The organism is Bacillus sp. FDAARGOS_527 (assembly GCF_003812125.1).
GTDB classification, from domain to species: domain Bacteria; phylum Bacillota; class Bacilli; order Bacillales; family Bacillaceae_G; genus Bacillus_A; species Bacillus_A paranthracis.
Genome location: NZ_CP033795.1, coordinates 3,913,808 through 3,932,858, shown reverse-complemented (window position 1 = coordinate 3,932,858; position 19,051 = coordinate 3,913,808). Strand labels below are relative to the sequence as shown.

Below are 19,051 nucleotides of genomic sequence, written 5' to 3'. Positions count from 1 at the left end.
ACAACAAGTGAATATTTTATTTGCAGTATCAGAATGTGTACCATTTGTTAAATCGGGAGGATTAGCTGATGTAGCAGGTGCGCTCCCAAAAGAGCTAAAAAAATTAGGTGTGGAAGTTCGTATTATACTCCCGAATTATAGTCTTATTCCGCAAAAATTAAGGGATGGATGTACGCTACATAAAGTAATTAACGTCCCGCTTGGATGGAGAAATCAATATTGCGGAATTTTAAAAGGTGAGCAAGACGGGATTACGTATTACTTAATAGATAATGAATATTATTTTAAGAGGGATTCTCTGTATGGTCATTATGATGACGGAGAGCGTTTTTCTTATTTTTCGAAAGCAGTTTTAGAGTGTATTCCTCATCTTGACTTTGAAGTGGATGTTCTTCATAGCCATGATTGGCATACAGCTATGGTAAATTTCTTACTACGTGAAAAGTATCAAGATAACCCATTATATGAGCATATTAAAACAGTATATACAATTCATAACTTGCAGTTCCAAGGTGTATTTCCTCCTGAAGTAATGTACGACTTGCTAGAACTTGGTGATGAATATTTTCATAGTGAGCAGTTAGAGTTTTATGGAAATGTGAACTTTATGAAAGGCGGTATTATCGCTTCTGATCAAATTACAGCGGTTAGCCCGACATATAAAGAAGAAATTCAATATGAATTTTTCGGTGAGAAGTTAGATGGATTGTTGCGAAAATATAATGGTAAGCTTAGCGGCATTGTAAATGGAATTGATACGAGCGTGTATAATCCAGAAACGGATTCGTATATTACTGCTCAGTACGATGCAGATTCATTATATGAAAAGAGTAAAAATAAACGCGCGTTGCAGCGTTATTTTGGTTTGCCAGAAAAAGAAGAAACGCCGATTATTTCAATGGTAACGAGATTAACGAAGCAAAAAGGTCTTGATTTAGTACGTACTGTATTCCGTGAAATAATGGAAGAAGATGTACAATGTATTATTTTAGGATCAGGTGATTCGGAATATGAGAAATTCTTTGAGTGGATGGCATATGAGTATCCTGAGAAGGTAAAAGTGTATATTGGCTTTAATGAAGAATTAGCCCACCAAGTATATGCGGGAAGTGATTTATTCTTAATGCCATCATTGTTTGAACCATGTGGACTTGGACAACTTATCGCATTAGCGTACGGTACGATTCCAATTGTAAGAGAGACAGGCGGATTAAATGATACGGTACAATCTTATGACGAAGAAACTGGAGAAGGAAATGGTTTCAGTTTCACGAACTTTAATGCACATGACATGTTGCACACTGTTCGTCGTGCAATTGAATTTTATCAGGATAAACCGGTATGGGAGCAGCTTGTAAAACAAGCAATGACTGAAGATTATAGCTGGGAAAAATCAGCTCTGGCTTATAAGAAATTGTATAAAAGTCTCATGGAATAACATGTAGGTGGTGAAGAGATGTTTACTCATGTTGAAAGTTTCAAATCAGCTTTTCTAGAAAAGTTAGAGACGATGTATGGTAAAAGTTTCAAAGAATCTACAACTCGTGATCAATACAATACGCTTGGGTATATGGTACGTGAGTATATGAATAGTCAATGGATTGCAACGAATGAAAGTTATCGGTCTGGAGAGCGAAAGCAAATGTATTACTTATCCATTGAGTTTTTACTTGGGCGTTTGCTTGGAAGTAACATATTAAATTTAGGCATCAAGGATGTATGTGAGCAAGGGCTTTCTGAGCTTGGAATTTCGTTGCAACAATTAGAAGAGGTGGAAGCAGATGCAGGTCTTGGAAATGGTGGACTTGGACGATTAGCAGCCTGTTTCCTTGATTCACTTGCATCTTTAAACTTACCAGGTCATGGGTGCGGAATTCGTTACAAACACGGCTTATTTGATCAAAAAATTGTTGATGGTTATCAAGTTGAATTTCCAGAACAGTGGCTTCTTCATGAAAATGTATGGGAAGTAAGAAGGCATGATCAAGCTGTAGAAGTAAGTTATTTCGGCAATGTTGAACCGCTCTACATTGATGGGCGTTTAGAATTCAGGCATACAAATGCAGAAGTAATTATGGCCGTACCATATGACGTTCCAGTAGTAGGTTATGAGACGAGTACTGTAAATACACTTAGACTTTGGAATGCGGAACCAGTTCCTTTCCCACAAAATTGCAAAGATATTTTGAAATATAAGCGTGAAACAGAAGCGGTATCGGAGTTTTTATATCCAGATGATACGCATGATGAGGGGAAAATACTTCGTTTGAAACAACAGTATTTCCTCGTATCAGCAAGCTTGCAAAATATCGTTCGTATGCATAGAGAAAGATATGGTGACCTTCGTCAATTACATGAGAAAATTGCGATTCATATTAATGATACACATCCAGTTTTGGCGATTCCAGAACTGATGCGTATTTTATTAGATGAAGAAAAACTAGCATGGGAAGAAGCTTGGCACATAACGACGCAAACGATTTCTTATACGAATCATACGACGTTATCAGAAGCGCTTGAGAAGTGGCCAATTCACATTTTTAAACCGTTATTACCGAGAATTTATATGATTATTGAAGAGATTAATGAACGTTTCTGTCATGAACTTTGGGAGCGTTATCCGTATGAATGGCATCGTATTGAAGAGATGGCGATTATTGCGCATGATCTTGTGAAAATGGCTCATTTAGCAATTGTCGGTAGTCATAGCGTAAATGGTGTAGCAAAAATTCATACGGAAATTTTAAAACAACGTGAAATGCGATTGTTTTATGAGTTTTATCCAGATAAGTTTAATAATAAAACGAATGGAATCGCTCATAGACGCTGGTTAATGAAGGCGAATCCACAGCTGACAAACCTTATTTCAGAGGCGATTGGAACAGAGTGGAAGAAAGAACCGATTAAGCTTCAAGAGCTACAATTAGTTCAATACGATGCGAGTTTCCAAGAGAAATTTGCAGAGGTAAAACAAGAGCGCAAAGAGATTTTAGCAGCGCGCATTCATAATACAATGGGGATTACAATTGATCCTAATTCTATTTTTGATGTGCAAGTAAAAAGGCTACATGCTTACAAGCGACAATTATTAAATGTTCTTCATATTTTATATTTGTATAACCGTTTGAAAGAGGATGCTAGTTTTACATTTTATCCGCGTACTTTTATTTTTGGAGCGAAAGCATCACCTGGCTATTACTATGCGAAAAAAATTATTAAATTAATAAATGAACTTGCAAGGAAAGTGAATAACGATCCGTACGTAAGCCAATATATGAAAGTTATCTTTCTAGAAAACTATCGAGTGTCTGTAGCGGAAGATATATTCCCAGCGGCCGATGTAAGTGAACAAATTTCAACGGCGAGTAAAGAAGCATCCGGAACAGGCAATATGAAATTTATGATGAATGGTGCGATTACGCTCGGCACGTTAGACGGAGCGAATATTGAAATAAAAGATAGAGTCGGTGATGATAACTGTTTCATTTTCGGTTTAACGGCCGAAGAGGTTCTTCATTACTATCAAAATGGTGGATATCGTGCAAGTGATTATTATCACCACAATGGGCACATTAAGAAGGTAGTAGACCAGTTAACGAATGGTTTCTTTGCACAGTCGGGAGCTGAATTTGAAGCAATTTACGATTCTCTCGTTATTCAAAATGATGAATATTTCGTTCTGCGAGATTTTGGCCCATATGCGGAAAAGCAAGAAGCTGTTGGTAGAGCTTATGAGAACCGAACGAAGTGGCTCGAAATGTCGATTTTAAATATTGCACAATCTGGTCATTTTGCGAGCGATCGAACGATTTTACAGTATAGTAATGAGATTTGGGGTATTGGTAATACAGTTACGCAAATTTAAAGAGATTGCTACGTTGGAAAAGATTATATGAAATTTATATCAGCGATTTTTAAGATATATCGATTTACCGACAAAAATTGACACTAATAAATAAACCGAGCTTAAACTCATTAAGCTCGGTTTTCTTTTTTGCTTAAGAAAGAAATGGGATCGCAGTATATATTACACCCGTTCCACCATATTCTCCTGTCGCAAAGTATGAAAATGTAAAGAAACCTGTAAACGTAAAAATTACAATGAGAAAAAGTGCGAAGATAAATTTTAGCATGTAAGGTCCCCTCATCCAAAAGTAACTTCATATATTATTATAGTATAAGGATATTTAATTTCCAATTGTTTACTGGTTAAAAATGAGAAGTCAGACATGTTTTGTATGTTGTCATGGCATGATTATTTGTAATAGATTTTGTGTTTTTTGTAAAAGTCATGTTGTGATGAACGTGTGCATATTCCCAGTCTTGGTCATTAAAATTTATGTTTCGAGGAGGAAGAAGTGGAACGACATCAAATAAGTTGACGAAACGAAAGCTACTAGCTACTTGTAGTTTATAATAATTACGAAATGCAATATCTCCCACTTTTGGGGAGGCAAATGTATACAGACCGTACTGTGCGAAGGCAGTGTTTATACGCGCATCGAGTATATGTAGTGTAGCGAGTGCGCCGCCTAAGCTATGACCGGTTGCAAGAAGTTTCTTATGGGCTGGTAACGATACGAGCATATCCATAATAGAATCTCGGCAAGATTCATAAATGGAAAGAAAGCCGTTATGGACATTTCCGCTATTTAAAGCATATGGATATGGTTTTTGGTTAACGAGTGAATCGATAATCCAGTCTGTATCTGTTTGTGTCCCGCGAAAAGCTACAATAACGGTATCCTCAGATTCTAGTATGAATCCGAACCATTCTGTCGTTTGAATGGTTTTTCCTTGAAAGCCTTGTACATATTGAAAACCATCTGGTATTTCAAAAATCCCATTTTGTTTATATTGTTCATATGTTAACTCACAACAAGAAGCTAACAGTATGGCGGTATCTTTATCAAAGGATAAAGGAGTACGCATTAAGGGAGCCTCCTTAAGAAAAGGTATAGTTCAATATATGCAGTGAGGGACTTGATTCATTCTTTTAGAAAAAAAGCTTGAACCTACAGTTACGTGAGGGAGTATGATTTTTGTAAACATACTGTTAGGAGGAGTGTAAGATGAGCAAAAGAGAAGGCTATTCAATTGGTGAGTTTTCAAGGGGAACAGGTACAACGATACGAACGCTCCAATATTACGATGAAATTGGATTACTTAAACCTGAAAAGAATGTTAGCTCTGGTCACCGTGTGTACAAAGGAAAAGATATATTAGAGCTACAAAAAATAGTGAGCCTTAAAGTATTAGGATATAGTTTAGAAGAAATAAGCGTCATGCTGAAAATGCCAAGTTTGAATGTAAGTTTAAAAGAAACATTGGAGCAACAAAGAAAAGCCTTTGAAGAAAAAAGAAAACAAATTGAAGTTTCGATTAAGGCGCTTGAACGAACAATGGTATGTCTTAAGGAAGATGAAGAGTTGGATAGTGACATATTAATGAGTCTAATTAACAGCATTCAAAAAGAAACTGAACAACGTTTATGGCTTGAAGAATATGTATCAAAAGAAACAGTTGATGGATTATATAATAAACCAGAAGAAGAGAGTCTGGCACTTGATAAAGAGTTTGTGCGTTTAGCAAAAGAAGTGAAAAGGTTATTCGGAAGACAAATTGAGGATTCAGAAGTGCAAAAATTGGTTGATGAACATATGAAGGCGACTCTTAAGTATGTTGGTGAAGAGACAATGTATTCTCTAGGTAAATTAGAGAATGCACAAGAACAATATAATAATATGATGCCATCTCCTTATACGGAAGAAGAAGAGGCATGGCTTAACGAAGCGATGGAGTATTATATGATTCAAAGTGGTTTGTATAGTCCACCTAAATAAAAAGAGCCCTATAAGGGCCCTTTTTACTCTTTTCCATCTAATAAACGACCAAGTCCACCTAAAACGCTGCCTTCACCAGTGCTTTGCGCTGCTGGGCTTGTCAGACGTGCTGCTAAGCGGCTAAGTGTTAAGGACTGAATCCAAACTGTTCCAGGTCCTTCTAACGTTGCGAAGAATAAACCTTCGCCGCCAAATAGAGCTGTTTTTACTTTTCCAACGAACTCGACATCGTAGTTAATGTCTTTTGTCATGGCAACGAGACAACCTGTATCGATGCGAAGTTTTTCGCCATGTTTTAATTCACGCTTATATACAGTTCCGCCTGCATGCATGAAAGCAAGTCCATCACCTTCAAGTTTCTGCATGATGAAACCTTCACCGCCGAAGAAACCAGTTCCGATTTTTTTCGTAAACTCGATTCCGATAGAAACGCCTTTTGCGGCACAAAGAAATGCATCTTTTTGACAAACTACTTTTCCTTGATATTCTGTTAAATCTACAGGAATAATTTTACCCGGATAAGGAGCAGCAAAGGATACGTGACGCTTGCCGTGACCTGTATTTGTAAATACAGTCATAAACATGCTTTCGCCTGTCACGAGACGCTTACCAGCGCCCATTAATTTTCCGAATAAACCTCCAGATGGGCCAGAACCATCGCCGAAGATTGTTTCCATTTCTATGTAATCTTCCATCATCATCATTGCGCCAGCTTCTGCGATCACGCTTTCTTCTGGGTCTAACTCAATTTCAACAAACTGCATATCATCGCCGTATAATTTATACTCGATTTCATGTGCTCTCATTTTTTTCACCTCGTATGTAATAGATATTTATATTGTACAGAATTTAATAGGATTAGAATACTTTAGTTTTGTTAATTTTCAAATAAAGTGGGAGCACCCAAAATTGGTTGTCAGCTCTCACCAATCGAGCAGTCCGCAAATAGCGAGATAAAATATGAATATGGAAGTTCAACATTATATTAAAATTATAAAAAAATAATGGAATGAAAGTGTTCTCATTTGACGTTTTGGATATAGCGTGATATAGTGAAGTCACTATTGAGCTACATAATGTGGTACGGAAATAAAGCACGTTGAATTAAAGGCTGTAAGCTTGTTATACATTCATGTCCTTTATATCCACCTTTTCATGTGGATTCATAGTTTCATTTTTATTTAGGAGGTACATGACATGCAAACAGGTAAAGTTAAATGGTTCAACAGCGAAAAAGGTTTCGGTTTCATCGAAGTTGAAGGTGGAGACGATGTATTCGTTCACTTCTCAGCTATCCAAGGTGACGGATTCAAAACTTTAGAAGAAGGTCAAGAAGTTTCTTTCGAAATCGTTGAAGGTAACCGTGGACCACAAGCTGCTAACGTTACAAAAAACTAATTAGCTAGCGATAAAAAGCATTCCGATTTTCGGAATGCTTTTTTTTATTCTTTGGAACTCGACTCATTTGAAGACAATTCGCCCTTAAAGGTACGCTCTTCAAAGTCATCAAGCATTTGCTCATATTCTTCATGTTCTTCCGTAGCGAAAACTTGCGGATTTTTTCCATACATATCTGTACCGATAAAGTTTTCAAAATCCTCTACGTAGCCTACGTTTTCTTCACTATTTACGTACATGCCGTTATAGTTTTTCGAATCTTGTCTTTCTAAATCAGATGGTGTTTCAGATGTTCCGTAATTGGCTACATCTTGCCATGCATCTTCTGCATCGTACTCAACAGAATGATCTTCATCATGTTTATGGAAAGAAGGAGACAATACTTCTTCTTCGACTGGTCGTGTATTCATATTTAACTTATTTGTTGCGTGCTCAACGCATGTTGTAGCAGTCGGCATCGCTTCTAATCTTTCAAATGGAATTTCTTCACCAGATACTTCGCAAATGCCGTACGTACCCGCTTCTATTTTTTGCAAGGCATGCTTCGTATCCTCTAATTGTTTATGCCAAAGTTCAATAAGCCCGAAGTCTTTTTCACGTTCATATAGCTCTGTTGCCATATCAGCCGGATGGTTATCATAGCTAGATAACTCTCCAACAGATTCACGTTCAGATGCACGATCTTCATTTTCGTGTGTTTGTATCGTTTGCTCTAGTTCTTGCTTTTGTTTTTCTAAAACGGATTTAAATTGATTTATTTGTTGTGGAGTTAACATAGTCGTCCACCTTCCTACAATTCAGTTTCTTTACATAGTATGAGCGTTGCGAGTAGGAATTATGAGCTGAAATTGGTATATGAAAAAGGAGCCGCATTAGCAGCTCCTTTTAAAGGAAATATCCAAGTAATAATCCGATTCCCATTAAGAGACCGAAGATTGTATTTGTTTTTGCTGTTGCTATCATCGCAGGTACCATTTCCATTGGAATGCTTTTGCCGATAAAGCCTTTCGTCGCTTTATATGCTTTCGGTGCACTTAAAAATACGATAAGCATCCATGGTGATACGATGCCGACGATAATTAAAGCAATTGTCCAAATGTAGGAAACGATGAACATAGAAGCAAGTACACCAACTGCTCGCTCGCGTCCAACGAGAATTGCTAACGTTTTACGACCGTTTTCTTTATCGCCATCTAAGTCACGGATATTGTTAGCAAGTAAAATGGCACCAATTAAAATGGAGCTTGGAATAGATAGTAAAACGACTTCTGATGTTACAGTTCCAGTTTGAATAAAGAATGAAATCCCGATAATAATGACACCCATAAATAATCCGGCTGTTAACTCTCCAAATGGTGTATAGGCAATGGGAAGTGGACCGCCCGTATAAAGGTAAGCAACGGCCATACAAACAAGACCGATTGCAGCAAGCCACCAGCTAGAATTCATACAAATATAAACACCTAATAGTATTGCGATGCCGAAAAATCCAAATGCTAAGTTAAGCACTGTTTTTGGCTGAATGCCATCGCGAACGATAGCGCCGCCGATACCAACTGAACCTTCGTGATCAAGTCCTCTTTTATAATCAAAGTATTCATTAAACATGTTTGTTGCTGCCTGAATGAGAAGACAAGCAAGAAGCATTATAAGGAAAAGAGGGAGATGTATTTGATTTATACCTCCGACCTGCATTGCATAGGCTGTTCCGATGAAAACAGGAACGAAAGCTGCTGTTAATGTATGGGGACGTAGTAAACTCCACCAAATGCGCCAGCCTGTTTGCTTGCTTGGCTTTGGCGCCGTAGGAGAGGAATTCGTTTCGACGTTCATTTCCATGTTGAATCCTCCTTTGGTCACATATTGTACACAACTAAGTGTAGAAAAAGCATCATTTAGTGTCAACGTTTATTTTCTAGGAAGAGAAGGTGAATTTCTCAGAAATGCTAAACGTTGACAGGCCTTTCGTTTGAGGTGTATCTTAAAATCAAGCGTAATTATGACTATTTTTCGCCCATAGGGGGGAGACAATTGTGATTCAAACGAAACAAAAAGGCTTGCAAGAAGTTCTAAGTGCAGCCATTAAGCATGCAACTGATGAAAAAATATTGGTTAGTTTTGTAAAACAAATAGACTGGATGGATCCACTTCTGTTTTATGCAGCAGGAAAAAGGATCTCATTCGAAAATAGATGTTATTTTGCAGACCCAGCTCAGCATGTAATATTTGCTGGAATTGGTTCTGTTTTCACTATAGCAACTGCTTCTCACAAACGCTTTCAAACTGCTCGTGACGAGTGGGATAAAGTAAAAGAGAAATCGTTTGTACAAAGAGAAAAATATGAATTTGGAACAGGTCCTCTTTTATTTGGTGGATTTTCATTTGACCAAGAAAAAGAGAAAACAGACTTATGGAAAGAATTTGATGATACGACATTTTCACTACCAGCATTTTTATTAACTGTAAAAAATGAAAAAGCATGGTTAACAATGAATACATTCGTTTCAGCAACAGATTGTGCAGAAACTCTTTATAACGAAATTGTTTCTTTAGAAGAGAAAATTTTGGAGGAGAGTAAATGTGCACTAGAAGGATCGAAATTAACAGTTACTTCTAAAGTAGAAGTGGATCCGAAAGGCTGGATGAAGGCTATTGAGAAAGTGCAAGATGAGATGAAGCAGGGGAACGTGCAGAAGGTTGTATTAGCGAGGGAGCTAAAAGTAGAGATGGATCATCATATTGATTCTGCGCTTGTTTTAGAAGCGCTTCGCATTGGGCAACCAGATTGTTACGTATTTTCTTTTGATTATAAAGGAGCATGCTTCTTAGGAGCGACGCCAGAGAGATTAATTCGCAAAGAAGATGAGAAGTTTACTTCAATGTGTCTTGCTGGTTCAACTGGTCATGGTCAATCTATAGAAGAAAGTAAGCGAAATAGTGATGCGCTTCTTCATGATGAAAAGAATTTAGCTGAACACGGTTATGTTGTGAACATGATCAGGTCTGTATTAAATGAGCACTGCGAATCTGTTAATATTCCGGAAAGTCCGGGCTTATTAACAACGAAAAACTTAATTCATTTATATACGCCTGTAGAGGCAAAAGGCGATGCGAGTCTTTTAACAATGGTAGAAGAATTACATCCAACACCAGCTCTTGGCGGGACACCTCGTTTGGAAGCGATGAAACTGATTCGTGATGTTGAATTGTTAGACAGAGGATTATATGGTGCACCGATTGGCTGGATAGATGATGAAGGAAATGGTGAATTTGCGGTTGCACTTCGCTGCGGATTATTAAATGGCGAGAAAGCATCCTTATTCGCCGGTTGCGGGATTGTAATTGATTCAGTACCACAACTTGAATATGAAGAAACAAGTTTGAAGTTTAGACCGATGCTTGGTGCTTTGGAGGAATTAATGAAATGAACAATCATATAGAAGCATTATCATATTATTTAGGCGCGTTCGTGGATGAACTGACGCGTCTAAATGTATGTGATGTTGTCATTAGTCCAGGCTCACGGTCAACGCCGATTGCTCTACTAATGGAACAACATGAAGGAATGAACACATATTTACATGTAGATGAAAGATCAGCAGGATTTTTTGCGCTCGGTATCGCAAAAGCGAAAAAACGTCCTGTTGCATTATTATGTACGTCAGGAACGGCTGCAGCGAACTATTATCCAGCTGTATGTGAAGCTTTTCATTCGCGAGTGCCGCTTATCGTCTTAACGGCAGATAGACCGCATGAATTAAGAGATGTCGGTGCACCACAAGCGATGAATCAAATTAATTTATACGGCACGTTTGTGAAGCAATTTACAGAGATGGCACTTCCAGAAGCGAATGAGGCGATGTATCATTACGCTCGCATGACAACGCAGCGCATGATAGCGAGCGCGCTTTTAGCACCGCAAGGACCTGTTCATCTTAATTTTCCAGTTCGTGAACCGCTTATCCCGGACTTCTCATTAGAAAGTTTATGGGATAAAGGACGCGGAGAATATACAGGAGTAGTTCAGCGAGGGAATGCGGTGATGCCGAGTGAATATGTAGATTCTCTTGTAGGGCGCCTTTCACATATGGAAAAGGGGCTTATTATTTGTGGAGATGATAGTCATTCAGAAATCGCAACGTTTACAACGCAACTAGCTGAAAAAACGGGATATCCAATATTAGCGGATCCACTTTCTAACATTCGTAGTGGACACCACGATAAAACGATGGTAATCGACTGTTACGATACATTTTTACGAAATGAGCTGTTAAAAGAAACGTGGAAGCCAGAAGTTATAATTCGCTTCGGTGGTATGCCTGTTTCGAAAGCATTAACGCAGTTCATCAAAAAACAAACGAAAGCTGTTCATATCGTTGTTGATGAATCAGGACAATGGAGAGATCCAGCTCTCGTTGCAACAGAAGTTGTCCAAGCAAGTGATATTGCATTTTGCAGTGCACTAATAGAAAAAATGCCAGTTATGAAAAAGAATGATTGGTCCCAAATGTGGCAACATATAAACGAAAAAACGAAGGAAACGCTTCGCGAAATGGAAACATATGATACTGCGTTTGAAGGAAGAGTCATTACGGATATTGTCCGCGTATTACCAGAAGGAGCAACGTTATTTGCGAGTAATAGTATGCCAATTCGTGATACAGATTCATTCTTTTTCACATCGGATAAAAATATTCAAGTGATGGCTAACCGCGGTGTAAATGGGATTGATGGAATCATTTCGACAGCTTTAGGAGCGAGCATGATTTGCGATCCGCTCGTATTAGTAATCGGTGATTTATCATTTTATCATGATTTAAACGGATTATTAGCCGCAAAATTACATGAGTTAAATATAACGATTGTTGTTGTAAATAATGACGGTGGTGGTATTTTCTCATTCTTACCACAATATGAGAAAAAGGAACATTTCGAATCATTATTTGGAACTCCAATTGGGCTTGACTATGAGCATGTTGTCAACATGTACGGTGGTTCATTTAGCCGTGTAAATGGTTGGGAGCAATTCCGTGAAGAGGTACAAAAAGGAACGACGACAGAAGGTTTACACGTTGTGGAAATTTGTACGAACCGTGATGAAAACTTAACGTTGCACCGTACGTTATGGGCAAAAACACAGGACGTCATTACTACATCGTTGCAAGGTGAATCAAAATGAACGTAACGCTGCAAGGTTTATCGTATGAATATGAAGTAGTCGGAAGCGGAGAACCACTTCTACTTCTTCATGGTTTTACGGGAAGTATGGAAACGTGGCGTTCCTTCATTCCTTCTTGGAGCGAGCAGTTTCAAGTCATTTTAGTAGATATTGTTGGGCACGGAAAAACGGAAAGTCCTGAAGATGTGACGCATTATGATATTCGAAATGCGGCATTGCAAATGAAAGAACTACTAGATTATCTTCATATTGAAAAGGCGCATATACTTGGCTATTCAATGGGCGGTAGACTGGCGATTACGATGGCGTGTCTATATCCAGAATATGTACGTTCTCTTTTATTAGAAAACTGTACAGCTGGGCTTGAAAGTGAAGATGAGCGAAAAGAACGCTGTGAAAAAGATGAGCGACTTGCTCAAAAAATTGAGCGAGAAGGCATCGAAAGTTTTGTATCGATGTGGGAAAATATTCCGCTGTTTGAAACGCAAAAAAGTTTAGCACAAAACGTACAAGAAGCAGTGCGAAAAGAACGACTCGCTAACAATCCAAAAGGGCTTGCAAATAGCTTGCGCGGCATGGGAACAGGGGCTCAGCCTTCATGGTGGAATGAGCTGCAAAACTTAAAAATGCCTGTTCTTTTAATGAACGGTGAGCATGATGAAAAGTTCTTTCGCATATTAAAAAATATCGAAAAATGCGTCTCTGACGCGAAATTTGTCAAAATTGATGGCGCTGGCCATGCAATTCATGTGGAACAACCGGAAAATTTTGATACAATAGTAAAGGGATTTCTAAAAACTATGCAGTGATGCTTTTTTCAGTTAAGAATGAAGTTGCACTTATAGAGGAGATCAGAAATATACAAGGAGGTAGTTGTAATGGCTATTGAATGGGTAAAAGAAGGCAATTACGAAGATATTATTTATTCAACATACAATGGTATCGCAAAGATTTCGATTAACCGCCCTGAAGTACATAACGCATTCCGTCCTAAAACGGTAATGGAGTTAATCGACGCTTTTGCACATGCTCGTGATGATGCAAATGTTGGCGTTATCATTTTAACAGGTGAAGGTGGACGTGCATTCTGTTCAGGCGGCGACCAAAAAGTTCGCGGTCATGGTGGATATGTAGGTGACGACCAAATCCCTCGTTTAAATGTATTAGACTTACAACGTCTAATTCGCGCAATTCCTAAACCAGTTATCGCAATGGTAGCAGGTTATGCAATCGGTGGTGGACACGTACTTCATATCGTATGTGACTTAACAATTGCTGCAGACAACGCTGTATTCGGACAAACAGGTCCTAAAGTAGGAAGCTTTGACGGTGGATACGGAGCTGGTTACTTAGCTCGTATGGTAGGCCACAAGAAAGCTCGCGAAATTTGGTACCTATGCCGTCAATACAACGCGCAAGAAGCGCTTGATATGGGCTTAGTAAATACAGTAGTACCATTAGAACAACTTGAAGCAGAAACAGTACAATGGGCAGAAGAAATTTTAGCAAACAGCCCAATGGCACTTCGTTTCCTAAAAGCTGCATTCAACGCAGACACAGACGGTCTAGCTGGTATTCAACAACTAGCTGGAGATGCAACGTTATTGTACTACACAACTGACGAAGCAAAAGAAGGTCGCGACGCGTTCAAAGAAAAACGCCGTCCAGACTTCGGTCAATTCCCTCGTTTCCCTTGATCAAAAGCGGAAGCAGCTCGTTCAGAATGTGAGGGGGATGGAGCTTCTGACGTAGAGGCGCTTTTTGCCTCGTAGGAAGAAGTGAAGCCACCGAACATTCTAGCTGCTGTAGCTGGATGTTTTAAAAGCGAAAGCGGCTCACTTAGAACAAGAGGGCGTTGGAACTCCTGACGTAGAGGCGCTTTTTGCCTCGTAGGAAGGCGTGAAACGACCGACTGTTCTAGCCGCTGTAGCTAGATGGAATCAATCGGAAACAAAACAACTAAGAGACTTGATGTCATATCAAGTCTCTTTCTTTCATGAAAGGAGAATGAGTGATGGAGACGATGCCAAATTGGTTAATGCAACGTGCATTTTTAACACCAGATCGCACTGCAATTGAAATAGAGGAAGAGAAAGTTACTTTTATGCAGCTGCATGAAAAAGTAGTATCTGTTTGCGAACACCTTACGCATGTTGGAGTGAAGCGTGGGCAAAAGGTGGCTGTTCTGATGAAAAATGGTATGGAGATGATTACAGTTATTCACGCCCTATCTTACGTAGGTGCAGTAGCTGTGCTTTTAAATACGCGTCTTTCAAGAGAAGAGCTACTTTGGCAAATGGATGATGCTGAAGTTATTTGTTTAGTGACAGATCAAGACTTTGATGCTAAAGATATTCCTGTATATTCATTCGCTGAAGTGATGAATGGACCAAAAGAGGAAGCCTCTATACAAGAAGAGTTTTCTTTAGAAGAAGCAATGACAATTATTTATACGTCTGGGACGACAGGCAAACCGAAAGGCGTTATTTTAACGTACGGCAATCATTGGGCAAGCGCAGTTGGTTCTTCGCTTAATTTAGGCCTTCGTGATGATGATTGCTGGTTAGCTTGTATGCCGATGTTCCACGTTGGTGGGCTATCTCTTTTAATGAAAAACATTATGTACGGCATGCGCATTTTACTCGTTCCGAAATATGATGCTGATTTTATTCATAAAGCACTTCAAACGAGAGGCGTAACAATTATCTCTGTCGTTTCTAAAATGTTAACTGATTTATTAGAGCGACTTGGGGCAGAGACATACCCATCTTCTTTACGATGCATGTTACTTGGCGGAGGACCAGCGCCGAAACCAATATTAGAAACGTGTGTAGAAAAAGGAATTCCTGTATATCAAACGTACGGTATGACAGAAACGTCGTCGCAAATTTGTACGTTGTCCGCAGATTATATGTTAACGAAAGTAGGATCAGCTGGAAAACCACTATTTCAGTGCCGACTTCGTATTGAAAAAGATGGCGTCGTAGTGCCGGCATTTACAGAAGGCGAAATCGTAGTAAAAGGACCGAACGTAACAGGTGGTTACTTTAACCGTGAAGATGCGACGCGCGAAACAATTCAAAACGGATGGCTTCATACTGGCGACCTCGGTTATTTAGACGAAGAAGGATTTTTATACGTATTAGATCGCCGAAGTGATTTAATTATTTCTGGTGGGGAAAATATATATCCGGCCCAAATTGAAGAAGTGTTACTTTCTCATCCGGCGGTAGCGGAAGCTGGTGTTGTCGGTATGACTGATGATAAATGGGGACAAGTACCCGCTGCTTTTGTTGTAAAAAGCGGAGAGGTAACAGAAGAAGAAATTATTCACTTTTGCGAGGAGAAATTAGCGAAATATAAAGTGCCGAAAAAAGCATGTTTCTTAGAGGAATTACCACGAAACGCTTCGAAAAAATTGTTAAGACGAGAGTTAAGACAATTAGTGGAGGAGATGTAAGTGGAAATAAAAAAAGCGACACTTCATATAACGGAAATGCCACTCGTAATCCCGTTTGCTGCAAGCTACGGAACGTATGAAAAGCGTGAAAGTATCGTCATTGAATTAGAAGATACGGACGGACATATTGGATTTGGTGAAGTCGTTGCATTTTCTGAACCGTGGTATACGGAAGAAACAGTGAAAACCGCGCTGCATGTACTGCAAGATTTTTTAATACCGGATTTATTAAAGGCTGACATTTCTCATCCGAATGAAGTGCCGAGCTTGTTTCAGCATATAAAAAGAAACCGAATGGCAAAGGCGGGAATTGAAGGGGCTGTTTGGAATTTATATGCGAAGCGTCAAAAGAAATCGTTAGCGACAGTGCTTGGCGGAACGAAGTCTGAAATTGAAGTCGGTGTTGTAATTGGGCTTAATACGATTCCGGTTATGTTAAAACAAATCGAGAAGTACGCTGAAGAAGGATACGAGCGTTTTAAAGTGAAAATAAAGCCAGGGCATGATTATGAGTTATTAAAAGAAATACGTAAAGAGTTTCCGCATATCCCGTTAATGGCTGATGCCAATTCAGCGTATACATTAGCGGATACGGAGAGTCTGAAACGACTAGATGAATTCCAATTGATGATGATTGAGCAACCACTAGCAGATTACGATTTTCTTGATCATGCACAGCTACAGAAGAAGATTGAAACGCCGATTTGTTTAGACGAAAGTATCCATAGTTTAGAAGACGCGCGCGTTGCGATTACACTTGGTAGTTGCCAAATCGTTAATATTAAACCGGGGCGAGTGGGCGGATTAACAGAATCGATCCAAATTCATAATTATTGTATGGAACATAACATACCAGTTTGGTGCGGCGGTATGGTGGAGATGGGAATTTCACGAGCGCAAAATGTTGCGCTTGCCTCATTGCCGAACTTTACGATTCCAGGAGATATATCCGCTTCTAGTAGACATTGGGAGGAGGATATTATTTCACCAGAAGTGACGCTTGAGGGCGGAAAAGTGATGGTGCCGCAAAGTGTTGACGCTGAGTATGAAGTAGATCGCGGAAGGCTGGCGGAAATCACGAAGCAGCGGATTGTTTTTGAGCGGTGAATGGATTCTTTAAAATAGTGGGCGAATTTCGTCGTTAATTGTCGGTAAGTCGATATTCCTTGTCGAAACGTCGATATAATTCAAGTTGTGTTCGATATATTTGGAAAATCGCTGATATAATTTTATTTACAAAGGTTACTCCCGCGAGTAACCTTTTCGTATTGTACAAATTGGATAGACTAGTTTACAATCGAGCGTATAAAAGGGGGAGTAAAATGAAGCGCATTTCCATTTTAATAGCGGATGATGAGGCAGAAATTGCTGATTTAATTGAGATACATTTAGAAAAAGAAGGGTACCACGTCGTGAAAGCAGCTGATGGAGAAGAGGCAATTCATATTATTGAAACGCAGCCAATCGACTTAGTGGTTTTAGATATTATGATGCCGAAAATGGATGGGTATGAAGTGACGCGCCAAATTCGCGCGAAGCATCATATGCCAATCATTTTCTTAAGTGCGAAAACGTCTGATTTTGATAAGGTGACAGGTCTTGTGCTAGGCGCAGATGATTATATGACGAAACCTTTTACACCGATTGAATTAGTCGCACGTGTAAATGCACAATTACGCCGATTTCTTACGTTAAATCAGCCGAAAGTGGCGGAGAATAAATCTGCTTTAGAGGTAGGAGGAGTCGTTATTGATCCTGAGCGAAGAACGGTAAATGTGTACGGAGAACAAGTTGAATTAACACCGAAAGAGTTTGATATTTTATATTTATTAGCGAGTCACCCGAAGAAAGTGTACAATGTGGAAAATATTTTTCAGCAAGTATGGGCCGATGATTATTTTGAAGGCGGAAATACAGTTATGGTACATATTCGCACATTGCGGAAAAAACTTGGGGAGGATAAAAGAAAGAATAAGTTAATAAAAACAGTGTGGGGAGTAGGGTATACTTTCAATGGATAACATGATGAAAAGCTTTCGATTTAAAATGATTGCCTTATTTGCGTTAAGTATGGTGCTCGCTGCAACTGTAACTTATATAATTTATAAAGGATTGCAGTTGTATTATAAAACGATGGTTCGCTATGAAGAGCCTTTAGCACAATTTAGGTCGATCGTAAGGGAATTTGGAGACATTAACTTCTTTTTAATTTTCTTTATCCCGTTGTCTATTATCTTTTTCTTCTTTTTGACAAAACCGTATTTAAAGTATTTTAGTGAGATTTCTAACGGGATTCATCATCTTGCGAACGGTAACTTTACGAATAGAGTTCAAGTTTCATCAAATGATGAATTTGGAGACATCGCGCGTGAAATAAATGTTGCGAGTGAAAAGTTAAAGGAAGCAGTGGAACGAGGAGACTTCGCAGAAAGTAGTAAGGACCAGCTTATTGTTAACCTAGCTCACGATTTAAGAACGCCGTTAACATCTGTGTTAGGTTATTTAGATTTAATTCTTAAAGATGAAAATTTAACAAAAGAACAAATTAAACATTTCTCTACAATTGCATATACGAAATCGCAAAGGCTCGAAAGTTTAATTGATGAGTTATTTGAAATTACACGTATGAATTATGGCATGCTAAAGCTGGATAAAAAGCCGATTGATATAAGTGAGCTGCTTATACAGCTAGATGAGGAATTGTATCCGTTATTAGAAAAACATCATTTAGAAGCTAGATTGAATGTTGATCCTCATTTGCCGATTAACGGTGATGGGAAATTGTTAGCTAGAGTATTTGAAAACTTGTTAACAAATGCTGTTCGTTACGGATATGATGGGCAATTTGTTGATCTGAATGGGTATATCGATAATGGAGAAGTTGTTGTACAAGTTATGAATTACGGAGATAGCATTCCAGAAGAAGACTTACCGTATCTTTTTGATATGTTTTATACAGGTGATAAATCGAGGTCAGAGAACCGTGGCGGGACAGGCCTTGGACTGTTTATTGCGAAAAATATTGTTGAACAGCATAACGGTACGATTTCTGCTGAAAGTAATATAGTTAGAACAATGTTTGAAGTGCGATTGCCAAAAGACGAGCACGTAACAATTTAATAAAAATTTAAACTTTACCCCACTTTTTATTTTAATAGTTTTTTCTATTCT

Annotated in this window: 17 protein-coding genes; 12 read left to right on the top strand and 5 right to left on the bottom strand. The window is 38.7% G+C overall.

What is annotated here, in order from left to right; translation table 11 throughout:
* Positions 1 to 7 precede the first annotated feature (7 nt).
* The gene (glgA, locus tag EGX95_RS23080) at positions 8 to 1,438 is read left to right on the top strand and encodes a glycogen synthase GlgA (protein ID WP_002081130.1); all 1,431 of its coding nucleotides are present in this window, start codon (positions 8 to 10) and stop codon (positions 1,436 to 1,438) included.
* An 18-nt stretch (positions 1,439 to 1,456) separates the two neighbouring features.
* A complete protein-coding gene (gene glgP / locus EGX95_RS23075; RefSeq protein WP_000494089.1) occupies positions 1,457 to 3,865 on the top strand; it encodes a glycogen phosphorylase in 2,409 nt (802 codons plus the stop codon).
* Positions 3,866 to 3,998: 133 nt separating this feature from the next.
* Here glgP and EGX95_RS30960 read toward each other — a convergent pair whose 3' ends face one another.
* Entirely contained in the window at positions 3,999 to 4,133 is a 135-nt protein-coding gene (locus tag EGX95_RS30960) for a hypothetical protein (protein WP_000911074.1), read from the bottom strand.
* Between the two features lie 76 nt (positions 4,134 to 4,209).
* Positions 4,210 to 4,932 (bottom strand): lipase family protein, encoded by a 723-nt coding sequence (locus EGX95_RS23070; protein ID WP_001260123.1) that lies wholly within the window; start codon positions 4,930 to 4,932, stop codon positions 4,210 to 4,212.
* Positions 4,933 to 5,072: 140 nt separating this feature from the next.
* Here EGX95_RS23070 and EGX95_RS23065 point away from each other — a divergent pair, with 140 nt between their 5' ends.
* Positions 5,073 to 5,843, top strand: coding sequence for a MerR family transcriptional regulator (locus EGX95_RS23065; RefSeq protein WP_000043965.1), 771 nt, complete (start codon positions 5,073 to 5,075; stop codon positions 5,841 to 5,843).
* A 23-nt stretch (positions 5,844 to 5,866) separates the two neighbouring features.
* Here EGX95_RS23065 and EGX95_RS23060 read toward each other — a convergent pair whose 3' ends face one another.
* Positions 5,867 to 6,649, bottom strand: a complete 783-nt coding sequence (locus tag EGX95_RS23060) for a TIGR00266 family protein (protein ID WP_001201255.1) — start codon at positions 6,647 to 6,649, stop codon at positions 5,867 to 5,869.
* A 391-nt stretch (positions 6,650 to 7,040) separates the two neighbouring features.
* On the opposite strand from EGX95_RS23060, the gene cspD reads away from it, so the two are divergent.
* On the top strand, positions 7,041 to 7,241 hold the full coding sequence (gene cspD, locus EGX95_RS23055) for a cold-shock protein CspD (protein WP_001193054.1): 201 nt from the start codon (positions 7,041 to 7,043) through the stop codon (positions 7,239 to 7,241).
* A 44-nt stretch (positions 7,242 to 7,285) separates the two neighbouring features.
* Here the strand turns inward: cspD and EGX95_RS23050 are convergent, their stop codons facing one another.
* A complete protein-coding gene (locus EGX95_RS23050; protein ID WP_000957380.1) occupies positions 7,286 to 8,017 on the bottom strand; it encodes a yteA family sporulation protein in 732 nt (243 codons plus the stop codon).
* A 109-nt stretch (positions 8,018 to 8,126) separates the two neighbouring features.
* Positions 8,127 to 9,080 (bottom strand): 1,4-dihydroxy-2-naphthoate polyprenyltransferase, encoded by a 954-nt coding sequence (locus EGX95_RS23045; protein ID WP_000425748.1) that lies wholly within the window; start codon positions 9,078 to 9,080, stop codon positions 8,127 to 8,129.
* A gap of 194 nt (positions 9,081 to 9,274) precedes the next feature.
* On the opposite strand from EGX95_RS23045, the gene EGX95_RS23040 reads away from it, so the two are divergent.
* The 8 genes from EGX95_RS23040 (at position 9,275) to EGX95_RS23005 (ending at position 19,000) form a co-directional block, all read left to right on the top strand.
* On the top strand, positions 9,275 to 10,669 hold the full coding sequence (locus EGX95_RS23040; RefSeq protein ID WP_000616755.1) for an isochorismate synthase: 1,395 nt from the start codon (positions 9,275 to 9,277) through the stop codon (positions 10,667 to 10,669).
* Positions 10,666 to 12,420: a 2-succinyl-5-enolpyruvyl-6-hydroxy-3-cyclohexene-1-carboxylic-acid synthase gene (gene menD / locus EGX95_RS23035; protein WP_001059236.1), complete on the top strand. Its 1,755-nt coding sequence runs from the start codon at positions 10,666 to 10,668 to the stop codon at positions 12,418 to 12,420. The genes EGX95_RS23040 and menD overlap by 4 nt, the downstream gene beginning before the upstream one ends.
* Positions 12,417 to 13,229, top strand: a complete 813-nt coding sequence (gene menH / locus EGX95_RS23030) for a 2-succinyl-6-hydroxy-2,4-cyclohexadiene-1-carboxylate synthase (protein ID WP_001103342.1) — start codon at positions 12,417 to 12,419, stop codon at positions 13,227 to 13,229. The genes menD and menH overlap by 4 nt, the downstream gene beginning before the upstream one ends.
* Positions 13,230 to 13,298: 69 nt before the next feature.
* Positions 13,299 to 14,117: a 1,4-dihydroxy-2-naphthoyl-CoA synthase gene (gene menB / locus EGX95_RS23025; RefSeq protein ID WP_000963874.1), complete on the top strand. Its 819-nt coding sequence runs from the start codon at positions 13,299 to 13,301 to the stop codon at positions 14,115 to 14,117.
* Between the two features lie 317 nt (positions 14,118 to 14,434).
* A complete protein-coding gene (locus EGX95_RS23020) occupies positions 14,435 to 15,880 on the top strand; it encodes an o-succinylbenzoate--CoA ligase (protein WP_000449584.1) in 1,446 nt (481 codons plus the stop codon).
* The gene (gene menC, locus EGX95_RS23015; RefSeq protein ID WP_000403280.1) at positions 15,881 to 16,987 is read left to right on the top strand and encodes an o-succinylbenzoate synthase; all 1,107 of its coding nucleotides are present in this window, start codon (positions 15,881 to 15,883) and stop codon (positions 16,985 to 16,987) included.
* A gap of 215 nt (positions 16,988 to 17,202) precedes the next feature.
* Positions 17,203 to 17,901 carry a response regulator transcription factor gene (locus EGX95_RS23010; protein WP_000822490.1) on the top strand — a complete coding sequence of 233 codons (699 nt, stop codon included), beginning with the start codon at positions 17,203 to 17,205 and terminating at the stop codon, positions 17,899 to 17,901.
* Positions 17,894 to 19,000, top strand: a complete 1,107-nt coding sequence (locus EGX95_RS23005; protein ID WP_000369656.1) for a HAMP domain-containing sensor histidine kinase — start codon at positions 17,894 to 17,896, stop codon at positions 18,998 to 19,000. Before EGX95_RS23010 ends, EGX95_RS23005 begins: the two co-directional genes overlap by 8 nt.
* The last annotated feature ends 51 nt before the right edge of the window (positions 19,001 to 19,051 follow it).